Here is a 23,874-nt window from a genome sequence, read left to right on the forward strand (position 1 = left end):
AGAAACCCTTTATTTACCTGATAACGATTTTTCAGGATCCACTTCACGATCTTTTAAAAATGGGTTGGACGACTGTCTAAATAATCTATAGGTTGGACGTACGACCAAATAATAATTCCTGATTTAAAGAAAAGCAGTGGATACCCGTTTAGATAAATAAAAAGTGAGTGTGTCATATGAAAATTATCGATCTTAGCGTAACTATTGAAGACAGCACCCCTTGCGATCCGCCTTCAATGCCTACCAAAATTGATTATTGGGGCCATGAAAAAGGCGCTGAACATATGCGTCAGTTTTTTCCGACGGCAACAGACAAAGATTTACCAGAAGGCCTTGGCTGGTCAATTGAATATGTGCAGCTAACCACTCATAGCGGCACCCATCTGGATGCGCCATGGCATTACCATCCAACGATGAATAAAGGTGAGCCAGCCCGAACGATTGACCATATCCCTCTGGAATGGTGTTTTTCTGACGGCGTCAAACTCGATTTTTCTGAAGTTCCTGGTGAGGGCGGCAAAATTACCGTAGCTCATCTGGAGGCTGAGCTGGAGCGTATTGGTTACAGTTTAAAACCGCTGGATATCGTAGTGATTCATACTGGAGCGATGAAGCACTGGGGAACAACGGCATACACCAGTGCCGGTTGTGGCATGAGCCGTGAGGCAACGTTATATCTGTTGGAACGGGGCATCAAAGTAGTGGGAACCGATGCCTGGAGTTGGGACCGTCCTTTATCGCTGATTGCCGAAGAGTTTGAGAAAACCGGTGATTCCTCGCTGATATGGGAAGGTCACTTTGCCGGTATTGAACGCGAATATTACCACATGGAAAAAATGAACAATCTTGACCAGTTACCACCATTTGGTTTCAAGATCGCCTGCTTCCCTGTGAAGATTAAGGCCGCCAGCGCCGGTTGGTGCCGGCCGGTTGCCATGTTCGACCTCTGATAGGGAGACGACATCATGACGAATTCCAGTAGTACCACAACGGGCAAGAAAAATACCAAATGGCACGTACTGTTTGGTGGCTTCTTTGGTTACATGTTTGATGCAGTCGATATATTGCTGCTTGCGGTTTCTATGCCGGTGATTATTGCCGACTTGGGTATTTCTAAGGCGGATGGCGGATTGCTGGCGACCTCAACCATGGTGGGTATTGGCCTGAGTAGTATTGTTGTTGGCTGGTGTGCGGACAACTATGGTCGGCGTAAAACGCTGTTCTGGAGTCTGATGCTATTTAGCATCCTGACGGCGGCGATTGCTTTTACCAGCACGTGGTTTGAAATATTAGTCCTGCGTTTTCTGGCTGGTCTGGGGCTGGGTGGGGTATGGAGCATTATCGTTGCTTATATATCTGAAACCTGGCCGGCGAAACAGCGTGGGCGTGCGGCCTCTTTCGTACTGAGTTCATTTCCGGTTGGTGCCGGGCTAGCTGCATTCCTGTCATATCTGATCATTCCCAGCTACGGCTGGAGAGCACTTTTCTTGTGTGGCGCGGGTGCCATCATTGCGGCAGTTTATTTCCTTATTTTTGTTCCGGAATCAGAAACCTGGAAGAAGGAAAAAGAGTCACGTAAAAATAAGAGCGAACGCGTATCTATTTCAGAGATTTTCTCACCAGAACTGGCGCGTAATACCGTACTTGCCACTATCGTTGCCAGCTTTGGTCTGATTGGATACTGGGGCTGTACCACCTGGTTACCGCTGTTTTTAACTCAGGATCGTGGACTGAGTCTGGAGAACATGTCTCTGTTCTTCGTGGTGCTCAACGTTGGCATGTTTGTTGGCTATAACGTTTTTGGCGTAGTGGCAGATAAGGTCGGCCGTCGTACGGCTTTAATCTGGTCGTTTATCGGTACCGCTATTACTTTACCCATTTATGTCAGTATGACCGGGGAAATGGCTCTGCTTATTATGGGGCCGGTATACGCCTTCTTTACCGCTTTCGTCGGATTGATGGGCTCCTATTTCCCTGAATTATTCCCAACCCGAGTACGTACCATTGGCGCTGGCTTCTGTTTCAATATTGGCCGCGGCGTATCTGCATTCGCACCATTTGCCATGGGCTTTATTGCTCAAAGCTATGGCTTAGTCACCGGCATTATGATCTGCGCAGTGTTCTTCTGTCTGGCAGGATTCATGATGTTTGCTCTCCCTAATATCGACGGCAAAAAACAGCCGACAGCAGCACAGTCGAATCTTGAAGCGCAGGAAGGAAATTAACATGAACAACAAAACTATTATTACCGTTGCGACTACCGGAGCTTTTCCAACTAAGGAAGACAATCCGAATATTCCTCTGACGCCAAAAGAGATTGCCAATGATGTTTATGAGTGTTGGCAGGCGGGCGCTGCAATTGCGCATTTACATATGCGTGATGATCAGGGAAAAGGGACGATGAATATCGATAAATTCACCGAAACCGTAGCCCTGATTCGTGAGAAATGCGACATCGTGATTAATCTCACGACGTCAGGCGATCTGAATGCGACTGATGAAACCCGAATGATGCATGTGGCGGCCCTGAAACCTGAACTGGCTTCTTATGACTGCGGTTCAATGAACTGGGCCCATAGCGGTTTGTTTATCAACCATCCTAAATTTTTAGAGCAGCTTGGTCAGGTGATGATCGACAGTGGAGTAAAACCAGAAATCGAAATTTTTGATGCCGGTATGTTCTATAACTCGCTCTATTACATCAAGAAAAACCTGATTAAAACACCCGCTTACTATCAATTAGTGCTGGGTGCTGCAGGCGGTACGGCTGCCACGGTAGAGAATCTGGTGTATTTGAAAAATCTGTTGCCGCCAGAGGCGCACTGGTCAGCATTTGGTATTGGTAAAGGCCATATGCCGATTCTGCTGGCAACGCTGGCTTTAGGTGGGCACGTACGAGTCGGTATGGAAGATAACGTTTATTACAGTAAAGGCCGTCTGGCTCAGTCTAATGCAGAGTTTGTTTCCCGTGCGGTGCGTCTGGCGGATGAGGCTGGCCGGGGTACGGCAACGCCTGCGGAAGCGCGTCAGATTCTGGGCCTGAAAGGAGCAGCATTATGAGTGATATCGTCATTGTTAACGCGTCAAGAACGGCGATTGGCAGTTTCGGCGGTGCTTTAGCTTCGGTTCCGGCACCTGAACTGGGTACATTGGTGGCAAAAGATGTGATTAAACGTGTCGGTATTGATGCCAACGAAATTGATGAAGTGATTCTGGGCAATGTGCTGCAATCCGGCCTTGGTCAAAACCCCGCTCGTCAGGCCGCATTAAATGCAGGAATATCTGAAAGAGTACCGGCAACCACCATTAACGTGGTTTGTGGTTCAGGCCTGAAGAGCGTGATCATGGCGGCGCAAATGATTGCCGCAGGGGATGCCGAAACTGTTCTGGCTGGTGGTATGGAGAATATGTCAGCAGCCCCCTATCTGTTAGATAAGGCTCGTTGGGGCTATCGCATGGGTAACGGCACTTTGGTCGATACGGTGGTACATGACGGATTGAGCTGTGCCTTTAATCAATACCATATGGGAATGACGGCAGAGAATATTGCCGAACGCTATCAAATCAGTCGCGCTGAGCAGGATGAAGTCGCCCTGCGTTCCCAGCAGCGTGCGATTGCTGCAATTAACAGCGGTGCTTTTGGTAAAGAAATTACGCCGGTAACCATCCGTCAGAAAAAAAGTGAAATTCTGTTTGATAAGGATGAATACCCACGGGCTGACGCGTCAGCGGAAGCGTTAGCGAAATTACGTCCGGCATTTAAAGCGGATGGGAGCGTGACGGCTGGTAATGCCTCCGGTATCAATGATGGCGCAGCAGCGTTGATAGTGATGAGCGCTGAAAAAGCAAAAGCGCTCGGTTTAAAACCAATGGCGCGTATTCGCGGCTATGGCTCCGGTGGTGTTGATCCCGCGTTTATGGGGATGGGGCCGGTTCCGGCAACGCTTAAGGCGTTGGAAAAAGCTCGCCTGAGTATTTCCGATATTGATCTGATTGAGGCAAATGAGGCTTTTGCCGCACAGTTTATCGCGGTTGGCAGAGAGCTGTGTTTTGACGTCGAAAAAACCAACGTCAATGGTGGCGCTATTGCGCTGGGCCATCCAATTGGTGCCTCTGGTGCACGTATTCTGGTGACGCTTCTGCATGCGTTACAGGCACGGGATAAAACCTTCGGACTGGCAACCCTATGTGTTGGTGGCGGGCAGGGTGTTTCTGTCATTGTCGAGCGGATATAAAAGGAGAAAGGGCAATGAAATCCAAAGTGATGAGCAAGGATGATATTACCCGCCATTTCCGTGATGGTATGAGCGTAATGTTTGGTGGCTTTATGGGGAGTGGTACCCCGCCAACCATTATGAAAATGCTATTTGAATCAGGCGTGAAAGACTTAACGCTGATTGGCAACGATACTGCTATACCGGGTATTGGTGTGGCACCTCTGATTGAAGCGGGACGAGTGAAGAAAGTGATCGCCTCTCATATCGGGCTTAATCCGGAAACCGGACGTCAAATGATGGCAGGGGAGATGGAGGTCGAACTGGTACCACAGGGAACGCTGGTGGAGCGTATTCGGGCTGGCGGTTCCGGATTAGGTGGTTTTCTGACGCCAACCGGGGTTGGAACTGTCGTGGAGCAGGGTAAGCAGCGTATGACCATTGACGGTCGTGACTATCTATTGGAGATGCCGTTGAAAGCCGATCTGGCGGTTATTCATGCTAAACGCGGCGATACCGCGGGTAACCTCTACTATCGACGCTCCGCCAGAAACTTTAATCCGATTATTGCGCTGGCGGCAGAGCAGGTGTTTGCTGAGGTAGAGGAGCTGGTTAACGTTGGCGATCTCGACCCGGATATGGTGATGACGCCCGGTATGTTAGTCAGCGGCCTGATAAAAGGAGATGAGTCATGAGTCCAAAAGAGTTTATTGCCCGTCGCGTGGCGCAAGAGCTAAAAGACGGTGACATTGTGAATCTGGGTATCGGTTTACCCACGCTGGTGGCCCATTATCTGCCTGATGATGTGGATATTGTTCTGCAATCGGAAAACGGTTTTTTAGGTATCTGCCCGGTGGATGAAGCAAATCCTGACCCTGATTTGGCCAATGCGGGAGGGCAACCGTGCGGCATTATTTCCGGAGGCTCGACGTTTGACAGCTCTTTTTCTTTTGCCCTGATCCGCGGTGGTCATGTGGACGCCTGTGTTTTGGGGGGGCTGGAAGTCGATCAAAAAGGCAATCTGGCGAACTGGATGATACCGGGCAAGATGGTACCCGGTATGGGCGGCGCTATGGACTTAGTCACCGGAGCGCGCAAAGTGATTGTTGCCATGGAACACAACGCTAAAAACGGTACAGCGAAAATTCTTAAACAGTGTGCATTGCCGCTAACCGCAGAAAACTGTGTATCGATGATAGTTACCGAACTGGCGGTATTTCGCTTCAAAGATGGTCAGTTGGTGCTCACTGAGCATGCGCCGGAAGTATCGGTAGAAGAGATTAGGGCAAAAACAGACGCTGAGTTTGTTATCGATGAGCAACTCAAACCGATAGTGGTTGCAGAGTCTCTCACTGCCTGAAAATTATAATAAGACAGCTAACAAAATAACTCCTTGATTACCCGTTTGTACCATCCGGCAAAGCTTCTCCTCCTGCGTAGCCGGATGGTACTTTTTTTCGAATCTTTCGTGTAATAAACCCTGTAATAGACCCCACCACTCTTTTTTAAGTCCTGAACATAAATTATCCAACTATACTTCTGGTAACCCTGACTTTGGGGTGAAATAACGCAATTTAGACTTAACCGTTTCAGCCACAGTGGGCATTGGCTATAAATCGAAACGTTTCGATGAAGGTCACAATTTTTCCAAAATCCTTTTGCTTTCCCCGACGAATTTTCTAATACTCCCGATAACAACGAAACGTTTCGATGACGGTAAAACCGCCAAATCAGTTCAACAGAAGGTGGGATAAATGAAAAAAGGTAAGCTGCTTAACTCCATGCTCTCTTCCGTGATTTCGCAGTTAGGGCATACCGATACGCTGACTATCGGCGATGCGGGTTTACCCATTCCTGCATCCGTTGAGCGTATTGATTTAGCACTAACGCTTGGAGTGCCTTCATTCTTGCAGGTATTTGATACCGTAACGGATGAAATGCAGGTTGAAAAAGCGATTATTGCCAGTGAAATCAAAGAAAAAAACCAGCATATTCATCAAGAGTTGCTGACCCGTCTTAAACAACTGGAACAGTGTCAGGGCAATGTTATTGCGCTGGAGTATGTTACCCATGAACAGTTTAAGGCTTTATCCCATAGCAGCCGGGCCATTGTCCGTACGGGTGAATGTTCCCCTTACGCCAATATTATTTTGTGCTCCGGCGTTGTGTTCTGAGGTACTCCTATGCAACCTCTGCTTAAACTAAACGGCATTGATAAATCCTTCCCCGGTGTGAAGGCGTTATCTGGTGCCAGCCTTAGCGTTTATCCCGGCAAAGTCATGGCATTGCTGGGCGAAAACGGTGCCGGTAAATCGACACTGATGAAAGTACTGACGGGTATTTACACTAAAGATGCCGGAACTATCGAATACCTTGGTAAAGACGTAGCCTTTAGCGGTCCTAAAGCCTCTCAGGAGGCGGGAATCGGTATTATTCATCAGGAATTAAACCTGATTCCACAGCTGAGTATTGCTGAAAATATCTTTCTTGGTCGGGAATTCGTTAATGCCATTGGCCGTATCGACTGGAAGAAAACCTATGCGGAAGCTGACCGTCTGCTACGTCGCCTGAATGTGGACTACAGCAGTCGCCGTCTGGTTAGCGAGCTGTCTATTGGCGATCAGCAAATGGTGGAGATCGCCAAAGTGCTGAGCTTTGAATCCAAAGTTATCATTATGGACGAACCAACGGATGCACTGACGGATACCGAAACCGCTTCGCTGTTTAATGTGATTAATGAGCTGCGGGCCCAGGGCTGCGGTATTGTGTACATTTCCCATCGTCTGAAAGAGATCTTTGAGATTTGTGATGATGTGACGGTGCTGCGCGATGGTGCTTTCATTGGCGAACGCCCGGTAGCCGATTTAGATGAAGACCGACTGATTGAAATGATGGTGGGTCGTCGACTTGAGGATCTTTATCCTCGTCTGGATCAGCCTCGCGGCAATTTGCGTTTACAGGTGAAAAATCTTTCCGGTAAAGGCGTCCATGATGTCAGCTTCGATCTTTATCGCAGTGAGATTCTGGGTGTTTCCGGCCTGATGGGTGCCGGTCGTACTGAATTAATGAAAATGATTTACGGTGCGCTGCCTCATACCTCTGGCAGTGTGGTTCTTGATGGTCATGCTATAAAAGTTCATAGCCCGCAGGATGGCCTGAAAAATGGCATCGTCTATATTTCCGAAGATCGCAAAGGTGATGGTTTGGTTCTGGGCATGTCGGTTAAAGAGAACATGTCCCTTACCGCATTACGCTATTTCAGCAAGCAGTGGGGGTCGCTAAAGCATGCCGAAGAGCAGCAGGCTGTGAGTGATTTCATCAAGTTATTCAATATAAAAACGCCATCAATGATGCAGACCATTGGCCTGCTGTCCGGTGGTAATCAGCAAAAGATTGCTATTGCCCGTGGCCTGATGACGCGTCCAAACGTTCTTATTCTGGATGAGCCAACGCGCGGTGTGGATGTCGGTGCCAAGAAAGAGATCTATCAACTTATTAACCAGTTCAAACGTGAGGGATTAAGCATCATCTTAATCTCTTCTGAAATGCCGGAAGTTATCGGCATGAGCGATCGTATTCTGGTTATGCATGAAGGCCGTATCAGCGGCGAATTCCCTATTGAACAGGCAACACAAGAAGTACTGATGGCGGCGGCGGTCGGCAAACAGTACGGTGTTACGCAGGAGTAAGACACAGTGAATACCTCAAAAACACCTTCAACCAGTCGCTTCAATAAGGAGTGGTTGCTTGAACAGAAATCGCTGATTGCTTTGATCGTTTTGATCATTGTGGTTTCCTTTCTTAGCCCTAACTTCTTTACTATCGATAACCTGTTCAATATTTTGCAGCAGACGTCGGTAAACGCCATTATTGCAGTGGGTATGACGCTGGTGATCTTAACTTCAGGTATTGACCTGTCGGTGGGTTCAATATTGGCGTTAACCGGTGCCGTTGCCGCATCATTGGTTGGTCTTGAGCTAAACGTTTTTGTCGCTCTGGCTGGCGCACTGGTGCTGGGTGCTGGTATTGGTACCATCACCGGTGTGATTGTAGCCAAAGGCAAAGTACAAGCGTTTATTGCCACGCTGGTGATGATGCTAATGCTGCGTGGAGCAACACTGGTTTACTCGGAAGGCAGCCCGATAAACCTGGGCTTTACCGACTCGGCAGAAGCTTTTGAATGGTTCGGTGTAGGCCGTCCGCTGGGTGTTCCGGCTCCGATTTGGATTATGGTTATCGTATTTATTGGCGCCTGGTACTTACTGAATCATACTCGCCTGGGGCGTTATATTTATGCGCTGGGCGGTAATGAATCGGCAACGCGTTTGTCGGGTATTAGTGTCGATCGGGTTAAAATTATAGTGTATGCGCTGTGTGGTATGTTAACCGCGCTGGCAGGCATTATTGAAGTTGGACGTTTATCCTCAGCGCAACCAACGGCAGGTCTTGGCTATGAGTTAGATGCCATTGCTGCGGTAGTGTTGGGGGGAACCAGTCTGGCTGGAGGAAAAGGACGGATCACCGGTACATTGATTGGTGCTCTGATTCTGGGATTCCTGAGCAATGCGCTCAACTTGTTAGGCGTATCTGCTTACTTCCAAATGATAGTGAAAGGCGCCGTCATCTTACTGGCGGTATTAGTAGAAAACAGAAGCAGTAAATAACCTTTTTATACAGGAATAATGAAGATGAATATGAAAAAGCTGGCTATGTTAGTTTCTGCTACCGCGTTAACCCTTTCTGTCAGTGCTGGTGCGATGGCGAAGGATAACATTGCGCTGGTAGTCTCCACTCTTAATAACCCATTCTTCGTCTCCATGAAGGATGGCGCTCAGAAAAAAGCTGACGAATTGGGTTACAACCTGATCGTGCTGGATTCACAGAATAACCCGGCTAAAGAGTTAGGTAATGTGCAGGATCTGACCGTTCGCGGCACCAAATTGCTGCTGATCAACCCAACGGATTCTGATGCGGTAGGTAACGCCGTATTGATGGCGAACAAAGCCAAGATCCCTGTAGTGACTTTGGACCGCGCGGCTAACAAAGGTGAAGTTGCCAGTCATGTCGCTTCTGATAACGTTGCTGGCGGTAAAATGGCTGGTGAGTTCATCGCTAAGAAATTAGGCAATGATGCTAAAGTCATTCAGTTAGAAGGAATCATCGGAACCTCTGCTGCACGTGAGCGTGGTGAAGGCTTTAAGCAATCTATGACTGAACATCCATTCAAACTGTTAGCCAGCCAACCAGCAGACTTCGACCGTACTAAGGGCCTGAACGTTATGCAAAACCTGTTAACTGCTCATTCTGATGTTCAGGCGGTGTTTGCTCAGAACGACGAAATGGCACTGGGTGCAATGCGTGCGCTGCAAACTGCCGGTAAGAAAGATGTGCTGATTGTCGGTTTTGATGGCACTAACGACGGTATTAAAGCGGTGAAAAGTGGCCGTATGAGCGCCACTATTGCTCAACAGCCAGAGCTGATTGGTAGCATGGGTGTTGAAGTTGCTGACAAGATCCTGAAAGGCGAGAAAGTCGAAGCAAGCAACCCGGTAGCATTAAAACTGATCACTGAATAAGTCTGTACAGACAGAACGTTATCAGTACGTAGTACACGCGGTAAAGTCGCATTTACCGCGTGATCTTTCCCAAGGGGGCGATGATGTCAGCGAATAAACTGGTGGTGCTGGGAAGTATTAATGCAGACCACATTCTCAATGTGAATGAATTTCCCCGCCCGGGTGAAACGATTACCGGCAAAGATTACCGAATTTCGTTTGGTGGTAAAGGTGCTAACCAGGCTGTAGCTGCAGGCCGCAGCGGTGCCAATATTACCTTTATTGCCTGTGTAGGTGATGATGATATCGGCAAGCAAGTGTGCCGACAGTTAAAGCTGGATAATATTGATATCCAACCAATTGAGAGCATCAGCGGTAAGAATACCGGTGTTGCCATGATTTTTGTTAACGGCAAAGGCGAAAACGTCATTGCTATTGATGCCGGCGCTAACGCAGCGGTTACTCCTGACTATCTGAATAAATACCGTCAGCAGGTTATTGATGCTGATGTGCTGCTAATGCAGTTGGAGACTCCGCTGGAAACCATTCTGGCAGCCGCCAAACTGGCGAAGCAGAACGACACCTTGGTTGCCCTTAATCCTGCTCCGGCTCGTGAACTATCCGACGAACTGCTGGCTAATATCGATATTATTACGCCTAATGAAACAGAAGCGGAGCAGTTAACGGGTATCACCATTGTTAACAGTGACGATGCCAACAAAGCTGCCGGATTATTGCATGCGAAAGGCATTCGCACGGTAATTATCACCTTGGGTAGCCGCGGCGCCTGGGTAAGCATTGATGGAATTGGTAGCCTGATTGAAGGCTATAAGGTTGAACCTGTTGATACTATTGCTGCGGGAGATACTTTTAACGGCGCTTTGATTACTGCAATGCTTGAAGGCCAGGAACTGTACCAGGCCGTTAAGTTTGGTCATGCGGCAGCGGCTATTGCGGTAACACGTCGGGGTGCACAGCCTTCCGTGCCATGGCGTAAAGAGATTGATGCTTTCTTAGCAACCAGACAGGAGTAGTGTTTTGGCAACGATGAAAGATGTAGCCCGTCTGGCGGGAGTCTCGACATCAACGGTGTCTCACGTTATTAACAATAACCGGTTTGTGAGCCAACCCGTCAGGGATAAGATTCTTTCTGCCGTTGCTGAACTTAATTACTCACCTTCGGCGGTGGCCCGTAGCCTGAAGGCTAAAGAAACTCGTACTATCGGCATGCTTCTGACCTCCAGTAATAACCCGTTTTATGCAGAGGTGGTCAGGGGCGTGGAAGAGAGTTGTTATGAACGTGGTTATAGCCTGATTCTGTGCAACACCGAAGGTAATACCGAACGGATGGGAAGCAGTCTGGAAACGCTGTTACAACGCCGGGTTGATGGGCTGATTTTGATGTGTAATGACCGTAACCCTATTTCTGAAGTGCTGTTTTGCCATTATCCTAATTTACCGGTAGTCATGATGGACTGGGCGCCGTTTAATGGGGTTTGCGATACCATTCAGGATAACTCGTTGATCGGCGGTAAACTGGCGACGGAGTATCTTATCTCCCGAGGCTATCATCACATTGCCTGCATTACCGGACCGCAGGATAACACTCAGGCTCGCCGTCGTTTACAGGGTTACCAGCAGGCGATGGAAAATGCCGGGTTGATTGCGCCGGAATCCTATCAGATCTTTAGTAATTTTGAGTTCTCCGGTGGTCTTGAGGCGATGCAGCAGTTGCTCAAATTGCCGGAACCACCGAAAGCTATATTTACCTGCAATGATGCGATGGCGGTGGGTGTCTATCTGGCAATAAATCAGGCAGGATTAAAAGTAGGGCAGGATATTGCGGTTATTGGCTACGATGACATTGAACTGGCAAAATTTATGTCACCGCCGCTGACGACCATCCATCAGCCAACTGATGCATTGGGTAAACTGGCCATTGATACGTTATTGCAACGCTTAGAAAAACAAATCACCGAACCGCGTACGCTGGAGCTGACTCCTGAATTAGTGGAACGTGATTCTGTTGGCGTGTGTTAACTCAACCAATACCGTTTCTTACATTAAAACGGTATTGGTCAATACCATCGTTAGTCATCAATCTGATAGCTGAAAACCGGCAACCCAATTTTAAAGAAGATGGCTAACATTCTGAAGATAAAACCAAAAATTAGCGTAGCGATTACGGCAACATCCGGCATAATATTCAGATAAATCAATCCAATATACAACATAGCTGAAGCAAAAGAGACGCTGGCATACAGCTCTTTTTGAAATACTAACGGGATGCGATTACAGAAGATATCCCGCAATACTCCGCCAAATACCCCGGTAATTAATCCTGCGATTCCTGCGATCAGAACCGGCAGATTCATACTCATAGCAACCTGCGCTCCGATGATAGAGAACACCACCAGACCTACGGCATCCAATACTAAAAAGAACTTTCTCAAATAGATCATGATGCGCGAGGTAGCTACAGTCATCACTGATGCTGCGGCAACAATCAACACATATTCCGGATGAGCCACCCAACCTAAAGGATAGTGACCTAAAATGATATCCCGCACGGTTCCACCACCGATGGCAGTGACGGCAGAGATAATGATGACGCCAAAAATATCCATTTTGCTTCTACCCGCAGCGAGCGCTCCTGTCATTGATTCTGCGGTGATACCGATGATGTATAGATAGAAAAGCATGATGCTTCTTATTTTGATTGATGGGTGGGTTGGTGTGCTGATTATTTCAGATTATTGCGGTTTTTTCAGCTGGTTTGTTGATTTTATTTTGGGGTAAAGTGCTGGCTTTTGTTGTGTTGGGAAGTAGGGTGTTTGGTACAGAGTGTATTTCGTCTGTGTCCTCACTTAATTCTATGTACTCCGTACTTATTGAGTTTTGAGCAGGTTTCGTCCGCTAATGGTGTTGAGTCTGACTCAATTGTTGTGCGGCGGCCGAGCAGGAGGCGTTAAGGCGAACGCCTCCTGCACCTCCGCGCCTTCGCACACGAATTCAGGTCGCCTGCGGCGACTACCTTCCTCCTTCCTTCGGGCTTACGCACCGGCGCAGAGCCGCTCCCTACGTCGCTGCGCCTCGCCAAACATCCCTGTTTGGCGTGCTACCCTCTCTCAGTCGTCAGCTGAATTCCAGTGCTCCTAAAGGTCAGGGGATTGGTTAGTATTCAGGGGTACGGCCCCTGAATAGGGGACTAATCTGATTTGAATGTCATAGTGGTTTTTTAGTCGTTTGAATCTGGAGGAGGTTGATTGAAGGTTTTAATGAAAATTGGCTTTTGTATCCTTTTCTGGTCGTTAGCCGTTAGCCGTTAGCCGTTAGCCGTTAGCCGTTAGCCGTTAGCCGTTAGCCTTTGGTCTTGGTCTTGGTTTTCAACAAAGCCAATCGTCGGGAGAGACGGGCGTGGGGGGCGACTTGGCGTGAGCCAACGAAGTGCCCGTAGCCCGGCTAGGCCCGACGCACTCTGTGGCTGAGTACAGATGCCCTTCCGGCCTTACACTGTAGGCCATATAGGTACATCGCCACCACGGCCGGAATACCCACAATCGCCAATTTTAAAACTAAAACCTTTCCCCTATACGAAAAAAGCGCCCCCGACAGGGGCGCTTCTTAACAACATGTATCACTACAGTCAAACGGGGTATGCCACTTACAGCATAAACACCCCAATCACCGCAATCACACTCAGCACGGTCGCCAGACCGTAAAACACCAGCTTGCCCGCAGGTACATGCCACTTCAGGTCATGCGTCATATGGTGCATACGGTGTAAGCCACACCATATCGGCAGGATTATCATCAGCAGTAAAAACACACGGCCAATAAAGCCCTGACAGAACGCCAGAATGCGCGGATAACTCAGCGCCTCCGGTGCCCAGCCCAGCGGAAGAATTATCGCCACCAGTAATATAATCACCGGCGCAATAATCGCTCCCCACATACCGCCCGCACCAAACAGGCCCCAGAATACCGGCTCGTCAGAGCGCTTCGGATTTTGTTCAATCATGTCAGTCGACTCCTTAAATCAGTGCCACGGCCAGAATTATCAGGCTCGCCACAATCGTTACGCCCCAGAAGAACATCACAATCGGCTTCGCGCTCAGCTTCTCTGTGCCCACCACAATGTTCGCCGCTTTCGGTGCCAGGTCAAACCAGGTCTTGGTATGAACCAGCGCCATAATCAGCGTAATGATATTAATCACCATCACCACCGGGTTGGCTAAAAAGCCCACAAAGCCATACCAGCTCTCCGGACTTCTCAGGGCAAACACACCGAAAATCAGCACCAGACTGAACCACACGGCAGGTACCGCCGTGCTCTCACGGAACATATAAAACTTATAAAACCCGAGTCTCTTCCACCAGTCAGCTTTCACCTCGCGGACATAGGGTTTACGTTTGGTCATCATAATAGTATCCCTCTCCCTTTATTGAGGTTTCAGCATGGCAATCATAAAGTCTTTCGAACTTTCCACCTTGCCCTGCTGAATAGCCGCAGCCGGGTCAACGTGTTTCGGACAGACTTCAGAACAGTAACCGACGAAGGTACAACTCCATACGCCATTCTTGCCGTTAAGCTGTGGCATACGGGCCGCTTTACCCTTATCACGTGTATCCAGGTTGTAACGGTGTCCCAGGGTAATCACTGCCGGACCAATAAATTCCGGGTTCAGACCAAACTGAGGACAGGCGGCATAACACAGACCGCAGTTGATACAACCGGAAAACTGATGGTATTTCTCCATCTGTGCCGGCATCTGAATGGTCGGACCGTTCTCCGGCTTCAGACTGTCATTAATGATATAAGGCTTAATGGCTTCCAGACTCTCAATAAAGTGAGTCATGTCCACCACCAGGTCGCGCTCAATCGGGAAGTTACCCAGCGCTTCCACCTTCAGACCATCGGTGTAGTCCCGCAGGAAGGTTTTACAGGCCAGTTTAGGCACCTTGTTCACCATCATGCCGCACGAACCACAAATCGCCATCCGGCAGGACCAGCGGTAAGACAGGTCCGGAGCCAGGTTGTCCTTAATATAGCCCAGAGCATCCAGCAGGGAAGTGGACGCATCATAAGGCACATCATACGCCTCGAAGTGGGGTTCACTGTCGCGCTCCGGGTTATAGCGCATGACTTCAACTTTGAGGGTTTTCATCTCAGACATTCGCCTGCTCCTTCTTTAATGCCTCTTCTTTAGCCTGGGCTTCCGCCTCGGCACCGTATACACGTTTGGCCGGCGGGAGGGTGGTAATTTTCACATCACTGTACTCAATGCGCGGGGTGGTGCTGTCCGGGCTGTAGAAGGCCAGTGAATGTTTCAGGAAGTTCACATCATCACGCTCGGTACAGCCTTCATCCAGACGCTGGTGCGCGCCACGGGATTCACGACGTAACAGCGCCGAGTGAGCCATACAGTCAGCCACATCCAGACCATGACCCAGCTCAATGGTGTACAGCAGGTCAGTGTTGAATACGCTGCTGCGGTCAGTAATGCTGACGCGCTTGAAGCGGTCTTTCAGTTCAGCAATCTTATCGACGGTCTTCTGCATTAACTCTTCGGTACGGTAGATACCGCAACCTTCTTCCATGCTCAGGCCCATCTCATCACGGATTTTCGACCAGTTCTCGGTGCCTTCCTGCTTGAGCAGGGCATGCAGACGGCCTTCAATGTCCGCCACCTGTGCATCCAGCGCGCTGCTGTTAGCCGGTGCGGCAGATTTGGCACGCTCAATGGCATGTTCACCGGCCACACGACCGAATACCACCAGCTCTGCCAGAGAGTTAGAGCCCAGACGGTTAGCACCGTGCATGCCCACAGAGGAACATTCGCCCACGGCAAACAGACCAGCCAGACGGGTTTCACACTGCTGGTTGGTCTCAATCCCACCCATGGTGTAGTGCGCAGTAGGACGAACCGGAATAGGCTCTTTCACCGGGTCAACGCCGACATAGGCTTTGGAGAGTTCACAGATGAACGGCAGACGCTCAAGCAGCTTCTTCTCACCCAGATGACGCAGGTCCAGATAGACCACATCGCCGCGCGGAGTAGGAATGGTACGACCGGCGCGCCATTCATGCCAGAAGGCCTGGGAAACTTTGTCACGCGGACCCAGCTCCATGTATTTGTTTTCAGGTTTGCCCAGCGGAGTCTCAGGACCCATGCCGTAATCCTGCAGATAACGGTAACCGTCTTTGTTGACCAGAATACCGCCTTCACCACGACAACCTTCGGTCATCAGGATACCGGAGCCCGGCAGGCCGGTCGGGTGATACTGAACGAATTCCATATCACGTAGCGGAACGCCGTGACGGAACGCCATACCCATACCGTCACCGGTCACGATACCGCCGTTGGTGTTGTAACGGTAAACGCGTCCGGCACCACCGGTGGCCATCACCACGGCATTGGCACGGATTTGAATCAGGGTGCCTTCCATCATGTTCATGGCGACTAAACCACGGACATGACCTTCATCAGAGAGCAGGTCGAGAACGAAGTGTTCATCAAAACGCTTGATGTTAGGGTATTTGAGGGAGGTCTGGAAAAGGGTGTGAAGCATATGGAAGCCGGTTTTATCGGCGGCAAACCAGGTACGCTCAACTTTCATGCCGCCGAAGCGACGGACGTTGACGGAGCCATCATCTTTACGGCTCCACGGGCATCCCCACTGTTCCATCTGCACCATTTCACGTGGGCTGTTTTCCACGAAGTACTGAACGACGTCCTGCTCACAGAGCCAGTCTCCACCGGCGACGGTGTCGTGGAAGTGAGATTCGAAGCTGTCTTCAGGCTTGATAACGGCAGCGGACCCGCCTTCGGCGGCCACGGTGTGGCTGCGCATGGGGTAGACTTTAGAAATCAGCGCAATGGTACTGTTGGGATTCGCTTCGGCAGCGGCAATGGCTGCACGAAGACCGCCACCACCTGCACCGATGATAGCAATGTCTGCGTTAAAGGTTTGCACTGCATTCCTCCAAATGTTCCAGTTTAATAAAAAAAAGTAAGTCTTATACCAGCCAGTCAGATCTATAGCGTTAGGAAAATCTGATGTTAACCTTTGGAGCCACCGAAAATGTTGATGAATCCAGTATAGGACGTCTATTCTACCTAATCTTGCGTAGACGAATATTGACGAGATCGATTTTTTTTATAGTTAGTCAGGATAATCCATTCATTTTTTTTGAAAATGATTATATTAATAAAATGTGATCAATATATTAAATAAATGTATTTTCATATTATTTCATTCCTAACTAATGGAAACGGTGATGGTTGAAATCAGAAAACCGTGGGTAAATTTGTCTGTCGGAAGAGATAAGGGTAGACTGCCGGACTAAATTAATTTTGGAGTAGAAAAAATGAGCGACCTGGCCAGTTGGCAGCCCAGCGCTTCTATCGCTAAATTATTAAAGCGTGCGAAAATTGTCAGTGAAATCAGACGGTTTTTCTCTGAGCGCGGCGTGTTGGAAGTGGAAACTCCGGCAATGAGTCAGGCAACGGTTACGGATATTCATCTGTTTCCTTTTCAGACCCGTTTTGTCGGGCCGGGTGCTGCAGATGGTATGACGCTGTTTTTAATGACCAGTCCAGAGTTTCATATGAAGCGTTTGCTGGCTGCGGGTAGCGGTCCTATCTATCAGATGGGAAAAAGCTTCCGTAATGAAGAAGCGGGTCGTTATCACAATCCGGAATTCACCATGTTGGAGTGGTACCGCCCACACTTTGATATGTACCGTTTGATGAACGAGGTGGATGATCTGTTACAACAGATTTTAGATTGCGAAGCCAGTGAAGTGGTCTCTTATCAGCAGATCTTTATTCGTCATCTGGAAATTGATCCACTCTCTGCGGATAAGCCTCAGTTAAGAGCTGCGGCGGCTAAATTAGATATGGAAGAGCTGGCTAACCGGGAAGAGGATCGCGACACCTTGTTGCAGATGCTGTTTGCGTTTGGTGTTGAGCCACATATCGGTCAGGAAAAACCAACTTTTGTTTATCACTTTCCTGCATCCCAGGCGGCTCTGGCAGAGATTAGCTCTGAAGATCACCGCGTGGCGGAACGCTTTGAGGTCTATTATAAAGGTGTTGAGCTGGCAAACGGCTTCCGTGAGTTGACCGATGCCGGTGAGCAGCGTCAGCGTTTTGAGCAGGAAAACCGTAAGCGAGAGGCGCGCGGATTACCGATTCATCCGATTGATGAGAATTTTTTGGCTGCTTTGACCTATGGTATGCCAGAGTGTGCCGGTGTAGCGCTGGGTGTAGATCGTCTGATTATGATTGCGCTCTCAGCGCAGTCGATCAGTGAGGTTATGGCGTTTCCGGTGGATAGAGCCTAGATTGAGGTTTTTGAGAAGTTATTAAATTAGCTTCTGAGGATATTCCACCCGTAATGGCAGATTGCCTATATCAACGTTGTGCCCGGCCGGAAGGGCATCTGTACTTGGGGTCAGAGTACCCCCCAAGCGGCCTCTCCCGATGATTTATATTTGCTTGAATAGAAAAAGGCGCTTTAGGCGCCTTTTTGATGTCCGGATCAAACCTTTATCAGGTTAGATTTCTCCGGTTTTAAACCGGGGTCTGAGGCCAGCGCGGGAGAGCGCGTCGGCGCGCATTTGGAATGGCGGGAATGGCAGCGTCAGATCATGATCTGCATAGGCTTTAAGAATCAGCGAATGCATTTCATGACGTAATGGCATTCTCATACCCATCTCAGCAGCGAATACCCGCAGTTCAAAGATTTGGATACCCTGTTGAATATCTACCAGGAAGGCGTCTGGTGCAGGCGTTTCCAGTACAAACTGACATTTATGTGCCGCATCTTCCAGTAACTGTTTCACCAGATTTGGATCGGTTTCCGCCGTTGCCGGAACGGTTAAAACAATACGGGTAACGGAATCAGACAGTGACCAGTTAACAAACTGTTCGGTAATAAATGCCTGATTTGGAACGATGATTTCTTTTCTATCCCAGTCAACAATGGTGGTTGCCCGGGTGTTGATTTTGGTAATCGAACCGGTTAATTCACGAATTGTCACCGTGTCGCCAATACGAATAGGTTTTTCAAACAGAATGATCAGGCCAGAGACAAAGTTGGCGAAGATTTGTTGTAAACCAAAACCAAGCCCCACACCCAATGCTGCAACTAGCCACTGGAGTTTAGACCAGTCAACACCAATCATTGAGAAGGCCACCATGCCGCCAATCAGCATTAGAATATATTTGGTGATGGTGGTAATGGCATAACCGGTACCGGGTGTCAGATCTAAATGCTGAAGGATCGCCAGCTCCAGCAGTGCCGGTAAGTTACGAACTAACTGGGTGGTAACAATAAATACTAATACGGCAATCAGCACAGAACCTAAAGTAATAGCCTGAATGCTCTCTGTTCCCTGCACCGATGACGTCACATCCCATAACCGGATATTTTCCAGGAAGGCGAACGCCGAATGAATTTCTGACCAGAGGATGATCAGCGAAACCAGAGCCACCATGGTCAAAATAGAGCGCACTAACTGTAGCGACTGGGCACTAATGGCATCCAGATCGACCACCACCGAATCATCGTTATCCAATAGTCCTTCAGTGCTGGTAGGCAGGCTCTCTTCTTCACCCTTGGCTCGCTGTGCCAGTCGTTCAGCCCGGCGCTGTTTGGCTCGGTCAAACTCGATTCTGCGTCGTTGAATCAGCATCCAACGGCGGATGATATGATAAATAACCAGCAAGCCAAACCAAATGGCAACGGAGGCTTCCAGCCGTAACAACAGCGCTTGTGCCGTAGCCAGGTAGCCAAAAGTGGCTGATAGCGCAGCAGCAATGGGGGCACAAATCAGGAAGGTCCATAGTGCCTGATTAACCATATTCTCCCCGGAACCTTTACGGTCGAGATAGAGCGGTATGCCGGCTCGTCTCAGGTTAGTGGTCATCATGACTAATGCACCACATAGTAAAAGGAAGCAAATACGGCCTAATGTGCCTGAAAACTCACGATCGTTAAAGTTATCAAAACTAATGGAGGCAATAATCAGGGGGACAACCAGCCAGAGCGACAGGCGATAATAGCGCATGGCGCGTGCTACCCGGTTTTGCGACCAGCGGAAATGGGCGATAAATAGCCCTTGCGGGTGAGCGAAGCTGGCGCTGATCATAAATACCCACATCAGCGGTACGGTAGCGTTAACTCCTTCACCAATGGCTACCGCGATAGGATATTGCCAGGCATGTTGTAAACCATAAGCCAGTGCCCACCAGAGTACCGGCAGCGGAACTGCAACAATCACTGACCAAAATACGGTACGAATGGTTGACGAGAATTGGTCCTGAGTCACTTTACCAATGCGTGATGCTACTCGTTCCAAAAATGCCTGATAGTGGCGACGGGAACTAAAGCCAAAGCCCACCAACACCAATGCCGCCAAAATCAGCACCACGGACTCTTTGGTGGTTAGCATCATGCCAAAAGCACCGCTAAGCTCAGAAAGCGTATCCAGCGATACCAGTTTGTTCAGATCTTGCAGAACCTGAATTGGATAGCTCAGGTTTAGTGTATTAACGTCGGCCACCCAGAACAGATAGCGGTGGGAGGCATCTTTAATTTCTACCAGAGCATCGATTAGCTGATTATTGGAGACTTTAAGCTTAGTCAGTTCAAGGATTAATGAATCATCCCCGGCAAGCAATGATGACAGCAGCTCTTGCTGCATTTTGATCTGTTGTTTGGCGAGTTCTTGTTGTTGAGCGGTGAGGGGTTGTCCGTCATCCTGTAACAAGGGTGCCATGTGAGTCAATTTATCGCGTTGTTCATCCAGACTTAAACGCTGTACCCGAATTTCAGCCATTTCGCTATCCAGCGGCTGAGGTTTTGGCATTTCTGGCAGGCGGGAAACCTGCATCCTCAAACTTTCACCTAATGCGGTAGACATGCCCAGCCACTGAGCCTGTTCACTAAGGGAGGTGAGCGCCTGACGAACCTGTAAAATTTTAGAAATCGTGGCCCGTTGCTCAGTTGAGATCTCATCTAAACGTACTGCCTGCCGGCTTAAGCGTTCAGACAATTCCTGATTTTCTTGTAATAGTTTACGGATGGAAAGTGGCAAATCGCCATGCTGTTCAGCCAACTGAGTGGTGTGTTCCAGCGTTTGCTTGGTTTCCAACTGGCGGCGGGTGTTTAGCTGATTATTTATCAACTGTAGCAGGCTGTCAGTTTTAGCCTGTTTTTTCTTTACCACTTCAATCTGTAAGCGGGAAATTTCTTGTCGGTTACTGGCGGAGAGCTGCTCTAGTTCCAGTTCATCCGCTTTGGATTTGTAGAATGCCTGTTCGGCTTGAAGTTGCAGTGACTTGGCCTGATTAAGCGGCGTAGTTTGGTTATTTTGTTCTGGCAGACGACGTTCAAGATCGCCAAGTGCTTTACGAGTCGACGCCTGCTGCAACGGGAGTTGAGTCAGTGAGTTACTGATTTCCCGTGCGCGATCTTGTTCTTGTTGAAGCTGGCGGCTGAGTTCCAGCAGTTGGCTATTCGTCTGAATAGACAACTGTTCCAGCTCGGCCAGCGTCAGATTTTCAGATGGGGGCTGAGCTTCGCCATTATCGGCCTCGAGTTGAGCGCGCAGGGTTTTGGTGAGTTTAGGAAACTCATCAATGGCTTTACGGTATTGCTGGCTGCGAGAAAGAGAGTCTGAACGCTCGGTTACCCAATTCAGGGCACTTTGATAGGCGTCCAGAATCTCTTTTTGATTCGGCATATCCTTATCGGCTTCGACCAGTTTTATCTCCTGCTTGATCTGTCCGGCATCAAGCTGTGGAGCAGCCTGAAGTGGGGCCAGATACAGCAGGCTTATTAACAGGGTGAATAATAAACGGGTCAGCTTCATCATCTACTCAGCTTTTGGTTAAGTTACAGTGGTTAGTGAAGTTCACCTCTATTATTCACGGGCTTCCGCGAATAACTCTCCCATTCGGGTTGGTGTTTTACACTGCAGAGCCGGAGAAAAGGTGATGCTGTTTTCAGCAAACAGGTTAATAACCGTAGAGCCTAATTTAAATCGGCCCATTTCATCGCCTTTTTTCAGTATGACCGATCCTTCACCTTCGGTTGGATAAGTCCAGCGTTGCAACACTCCCTGACGAGGTGGAGTAATAGTACCTGCCCATACGGTCTCAATACTGCCAACAATAGTGGCGCCAACCAGAATTTGTACCATTGGACCGAAATCGGTATCAAACAGGCAAATAACCCGTTCATTGCGGGCAAACAGATTAGGAACATTTTCTGCCGTTAATGGATTGACCGAGAACAAATCGCCAGGAACATACAGCATTTCACGTAGCACACCATTACACGGCATATGTACCCGGTGGTAGTCGCGAGGAGAAAGGTAGATAGTGGCAAATTGACCATTGCGGAATTTTTCTACCATTGGCATGTTGCAGGCCAGCAGGGCTTCCAACGTATAGTCATGTCCTTTAGCCTGAAGTAATTTGCCTTCAGTAATTGCGCCTAACTGGCTGACCGCGCCATCGGCAGGCAACGCCAGTTGACGTTCACCCTCAACAATCGGGCGTGCTCCCTCTTTCAGCGGACGAACAAAGAAATCATTAAATGTGGCATATGACTCAGGGTCAGGCTGTTGAGCTTCCTGCATATCCACGCGGTAATATTTGGCAAACCCTTTGACGACCAGACGGGTTAGCCATCCTGCCTGTTTACTGGCTCCCCAACCCGCCAGTTGAGTAAGCCCCTGCTTAGGGAGTAAATATTGTAACTGTACTTTTATACGATCCAGCACGGGGTATCCTCTTTGCATTATCTGTATGACTGTTAAATCAAAGTCGCGCATTGTAGCGGGGCGGAAATATAAAGTCATTCACCTGCCGCATACCGCTATTCATTGTTATTCATCCTGATTATGACCACAGCTAACTGGCAATGTTTCAGGCAATGGATCTCCGGATTTCGCTAATGGTTCGATTCCGGGAATAATATGTTATTAATCTTTAGTTTCTAATGTGTTTTTACGAACTTTTACGTCCGCCATGCTATCCAGAATTTTTAGATAGTTATCATAACGTTCTTCGGCAATTTTTCCCTGCTCTACCGCTTCACGGATAGCACAACCGGGATCGTCAATATGCTTACAATCGCGGAATTTACAGTGACCCAGATAGTCACGAAATTCAATATAACCTTCTGTAACCTGTTCCGGCTCCAGATGCCACAGGCCAAATTCACGTACTCCCGGTGAATCAATGATGTCACCACCATCAGGCAGGTGATACAGGCGAGACGCGGTAGTGGTGTGCTGACCAAGCCCCGAGTTATCGGATACTTCGCCTACATGGATATTAGCTTCATCGGCAGGCAACAGGGCATTCAGCAAGCTGGATTTACCCACGCCGGATTGACCAGCAAAAATGCTTATGTGATGATCGAGGTGAGATTTTAACTCCACCATTCCTTCACCGGTATAGCTGGAAACCTGCAGTACGGTATAGCCAATATGCTGATAGATTTGCATGGTCTGATTGATAAACTCACGGCCTTCCTCATCCAGTAAATCGACTTTATTCAACACAATGATCGGTTCAACAGATAACGTTTCGCAAGCCACCAGATAGCGGTCGATAATATTCAGGGAAAGCTCAGGTAATATGGCTGAGACGATAATAATTTGATCGATATTGGCAGCAATGGGTTTTATGCCGTCATAAAAATCGGGCCGGGTAAGGACAGAAATACGATCGTGTACTGCTTCTATCACGCCTTTTGCTTGTGCTGTGATGGCCGCTCGCCATACGACACGATCGCCGGTGACTAACGAGCCAATAGTACGGCGAATATTGCAGCGGTGCAGGCTTGCATCCGGAGCTTCAACATCGGCGTGCTTACCAAAACGGCTAATGACGATGCCTTCCTGAGGCTCGCCAAACAGCGAGTCATCAGGCTCTGGTTTTTGATTTGTTGTCTGTAAACGTCGCTGATGGTTTGCAGCAACGCGTCGTTGTTGACCTTTAGACAGTTTATTCTTACTCACAAAAATACCTTTTAGCAGCAGTGACAGTCGCCGGGAACGCGTCAAACGGCTATGATACACT

The 23,874-nt window shown here is 48.8% G+C and carries 21 protein-coding genes; 13 read left to right on the forward strand and 8 right to left on the reverse strand.

Annotation, left to right across the window (positions count from 1 at the left end):
* Positions 1-176 precede the first annotated feature (176 nt).
* From EKN56_RS01445 to rbsR, 12 genes are all read left to right on the forward strand, one after another.
* Entirely contained in the window at positions 177-950 is a 774-nt protein-coding gene (locus EKN56_RS01445; protein ID WP_130590184.1) for a cyclase family protein, read from the forward strand.
* 15 nt (positions 951-965) lie between these two features.
* On the forward strand, positions 966-2,225 hold the full coding sequence (locus tag EKN56_RS01450) for an MFS transporter (protein ID WP_130590185.1): 1,260 nt from the start codon (positions 966-968) through the stop codon (positions 2,223-2,225).
* A 1-nt stretch (position 2,226) separates the two neighbouring features.
* Positions 2,227-3,060 carry a BKACE family enzyme gene (locus EKN56_RS01455; RefSeq protein ID WP_130590186.1) on the forward strand — a complete coding sequence of 278 codons (834 nt, stop codon included), beginning with the start codon at positions 2,227-2,229 and terminating at the stop codon, positions 3,058-3,060.
* A complete protein-coding gene (locus tag EKN56_RS01460; RefSeq protein ID WP_130590187.1) occupies positions 3,057-4,235 on the forward strand; it encodes an acetyl-CoA C-acetyltransferase in 1,179 nt (392 codons plus the stop codon). The genes EKN56_RS01455 and EKN56_RS01460 overlap by 4 nt, the downstream gene beginning before the upstream one ends.
* 14 nt (positions 4,236-4,249) lie before the next feature.
* On the forward strand, positions 4,250-4,909 hold the full coding sequence (atoD, locus tag EKN56_RS01465) for an acetate CoA-transferase subunit alpha (RefSeq protein WP_130590188.1): 660 nt from the start codon (positions 4,250-4,252) through the stop codon (positions 4,907-4,909).
* Complete coding sequence (locus tag EKN56_RS01470; protein WP_130590189.1) at positions 4,906-5,574, forward strand: 3-oxoacid CoA-transferase subunit B; 669 nt, start codon at positions 4,906-4,908, stop codon at positions 5,572-5,574. Before atoD ends, EKN56_RS01470 begins: the two co-directional genes overlap by 4 nt.
* Before the next feature lie 394 nt (positions 5,575-5,968).
* Positions 5,969-6,388 carry a D-ribose pyranase gene (gene rbsD / locus EKN56_RS01475; protein ID WP_130590190.1) on the forward strand — a complete coding sequence of 140 codons (420 nt, stop codon included), beginning with the start codon at positions 5,969-5,971 and terminating at the stop codon, positions 6,386-6,388.
* Between the two features lie 9 nt (positions 6,389-6,397).
* Positions 6,398-7,903 (forward strand): ribose ABC transporter ATP-binding protein RbsA, encoded by a 1,506-nt coding sequence (rbsA, locus tag EKN56_RS01480; RefSeq protein WP_130590191.1) that lies wholly within the window; start codon positions 6,398-6,400, stop codon positions 7,901-7,903.
* A gap of 6 nt (positions 7,904-7,909) precedes the next feature.
* Positions 7,910-8,878: a ribose ABC transporter permease gene (gene rbsC, locus EKN56_RS01485; RefSeq protein WP_130590192.1), complete on the forward strand. Its 969-nt coding sequence runs from the start codon at positions 7,910-7,912 to the stop codon at positions 8,876-8,878.
* A gap of 24 nt (positions 8,879-8,902) precedes the next feature.
* The gene (gene rbsB / locus EKN56_RS01490) at positions 8,903-9,790 is read left to right on the forward strand and encodes a ribose ABC transporter substrate-binding protein RbsB (protein WP_130590193.1); all 888 of its coding nucleotides are present in this window, start codon (positions 8,903-8,905) and stop codon (positions 9,788-9,790) included.
* 83 nt (positions 9,791-9,873) lie between these two features.
* The gene (rbsK, locus tag EKN56_RS01495; RefSeq protein ID WP_130593553.1) at positions 9,874-10,803 is read left to right on the forward strand and encodes a ribokinase; all 930 of its coding nucleotides are present in this window, start codon (positions 9,874-9,876) and stop codon (positions 10,801-10,803) included.
* 4 nt (positions 10,804-10,807) lie between these two features.
* On the forward strand, positions 10,808-11,809 hold the full coding sequence (gene rbsR / locus EKN56_RS01500; RefSeq protein WP_168189575.1) for a ribose operon transcriptional repressor RbsR: 1,002 nt from the start codon (positions 10,808-10,810) through the stop codon (positions 11,807-11,809).
* Positions 11,810-11,859: 50 nt separating this feature from the next.
* Here the strand turns inward: rbsR and EKN56_RS01505 are convergent, their stop codons facing one another.
* From EKN56_RS01505 to frdA, 5 genes are all read right to left on the reverse strand, one after another.
* Positions 11,860-12,474, reverse strand: coding sequence for a trimeric intracellular cation channel family protein (locus EKN56_RS01505; RefSeq protein ID WP_130590194.1), 615 nt, complete (start codon positions 12,472-12,474; stop codon positions 11,860-11,862).
* A 959-nt stretch (positions 12,475-13,433) separates the two neighbouring features.
* Positions 13,434-13,790 carry a fumarate reductase subunit FrdD gene (frdD, locus tag EKN56_RS01510; protein ID WP_168189576.1) on the reverse strand — a complete coding sequence of 119 codons (357 nt, stop codon included), beginning with the start codon at positions 13,788-13,790 and terminating at the stop codon, positions 13,434-13,436.
* Between the two features lie 13 nt (positions 13,791-13,803).
* Positions 13,804-14,193: a fumarate reductase subunit FrdC gene (frdC, locus tag EKN56_RS01515; protein ID WP_130590195.1), complete on the reverse strand. Its 390-nt coding sequence runs from the start codon at positions 14,191-14,193 to the stop codon at positions 13,804-13,806.
* A gap of 18 nt (positions 14,194-14,211) precedes the next feature.
* Complete coding sequence (locus EKN56_RS01520; RefSeq protein ID WP_130590196.1) at positions 14,212-14,946, reverse strand: succinate dehydrogenase/fumarate reductase iron-sulfur subunit; 735 nt, start codon at positions 14,944-14,946, stop codon at positions 14,212-14,214.
* Positions 14,939-16,747 (reverse strand): fumarate reductase (quinol) flavoprotein subunit, encoded by a 1,809-nt coding sequence (gene frdA / locus EKN56_RS01525; protein WP_130590197.1) that lies wholly within the window; start codon positions 16,745-16,747, stop codon positions 14,939-14,941. The genes EKN56_RS01520 and frdA overlap by 8 nt, the downstream gene beginning before the upstream one ends.
* Before the next feature lie 394 nt (positions 16,748-17,141).
* Here frdA and epmA point away from each other — a divergent pair, with 394 nt between their 5' ends.
* A complete protein-coding gene (gene epmA / locus EKN56_RS01530) occupies positions 17,142-18,119 on the forward strand; it encodes an elongation factor P--(R)-beta-lysine ligase (RefSeq protein WP_130590198.1) in 978 nt (325 codons plus the stop codon).
* Positions 18,120-18,332: 213 nt separating this feature from the next.
* On the opposite strand, the gene mscM is transcribed toward epmA, so the two are convergent.
* The 3 genes from mscM to rsgA all read right to left on the reverse strand — a co-directional run bounded on the left by mscM (position 18,333) and on the right by rsgA (position 23,813).
* Complete coding sequence (gene mscM / locus EKN56_RS01535; RefSeq protein ID WP_130590199.1) at positions 18,333-21,656, reverse strand: miniconductance mechanosensitive channel MscM; 3,324 nt, start codon at positions 21,654-21,656, stop codon at positions 18,333-18,335.
* Positions 21,657-21,704: 48 nt separating this feature from the next.
* Complete coding sequence (gene asd / locus EKN56_RS01540) at positions 21,705-22,568, reverse strand: archaetidylserine decarboxylase (RefSeq protein ID WP_130590200.1); 864 nt, start codon at positions 22,566-22,568, stop codon at positions 21,705-21,707.
* A gap of 201 nt (positions 22,569-22,769) precedes the next feature.
* Positions 22,770-23,813 (reverse strand): small ribosomal subunit biogenesis GTPase RsgA, encoded by a 1,044-nt coding sequence (gene rsgA, locus EKN56_RS01545; RefSeq protein WP_130590201.1) that lies wholly within the window; start codon positions 23,811-23,813, stop codon positions 22,770-22,772.
* Positions 23,814-23,874 lie beyond the last annotated feature (61 nt).

Origin of the sequence: Limnobaculum zhutongyuii, assembly GCF_004295645.1 — a bacterium.
GTDB lineage: Bacteria > Pseudomonadota > Gammaproteobacteria > Enterobacterales > Enterobacteriaceae > Limnobaculum > Limnobaculum zhutongyuii.

Bases quoted from the DNA above. Each gene is read 5' to 3' on its own strand.
- EKN56_RS01520 (WP_130590196.1), bottom strand. From the start codon at position 14,946: ATGTCTGAGATGAAAACCCTCAAAGTTGAAGTCATGCGCTATAACCCG.
- rbsA (WP_130590191.1), top strand. From the start codon at position 6,398: ATGCAACCTCTGCTTAAACTAAACGGCATTGATAAATCCTTCCCCGGT.
- epmA (WP_130590198.1), top strand. From the start codon at position 17,142: ATGAGCGACCTGGCCAGTTGGCAGCCCAGCGCTTCTATCGCTAAATTA.
- EKN56_RS01445 (WP_130590184.1), top strand. From the start codon at position 177: ATGAAAATTATCGATCTTAGCGTAACTATTGAAGACAGCACCCCTTGC.
- frdC (WP_130590195.1), bottom strand. From the start codon at position 14,193: ATGATGACCAAACGTAAACCCTATGTCCGCGAGGTGAAAGCTGACTGG.
- rbsD (WP_130590190.1), top strand. From the start codon at position 5,969: ATGAAAAAAGGTAAGCTGCTTAACTCCATGCTCTCTTCCGTGATTTCG.
- rbsK (WP_130593553.1), top strand. From the start codon at position 9,874: ATGTCAGCGAATAAACTGGTGGTGCTGGGAAGTATTAATGCAGACCAC.
- EKN56_RS01460 (WP_130590187.1), top strand. From the start codon at position 3,057: ATGAGTGATATCGTCATTGTTAACGCGTCAAGAACGGCGATTGGCAGT.
- mscM (WP_130590199.1), bottom strand. From the start codon at position 21,656: ATGATGAAGCTGACCCGTTTATTATTCACCCTGTTAATAAGCCTGCTG.
- EKN56_RS01450 (WP_130590185.1), top strand. From the start codon at position 966: ATGACGAATTCCAGTAGTACCACAACGGGCAAGAAAAATACCAAATGG.
- frdD (WP_168189576.1), bottom strand. From the start codon at position 13,790: ATGATTGAACAAAATCCGAAGCGCTCTGACGAGCCGGTATTCTGGGGC.
- atoD (WP_130590188.1), top strand. From the start codon at position 4,250: ATGAAATCCAAAGTGATGAGCAAGGATGATATTACCCGCCATTTCCGT.
- EKN56_RS01470 (WP_130590189.1), top strand. From the start codon at position 4,906: ATGAGTCCAAAAGAGTTTATTGCCCGTCGCGTGGCGCAAGAGCTAAAA.
- rbsB (WP_130590193.1), top strand. From the start codon at position 8,903: ATGAATATGAAAAAGCTGGCTATGTTAGTTTCTGCTACCGCGTTAACC.
- EKN56_RS01455 (WP_130590186.1), top strand. From the start codon at position 2,227: ATGAACAACAAAACTATTATTACCGTTGCGACTACCGGAGCTTTTCCA.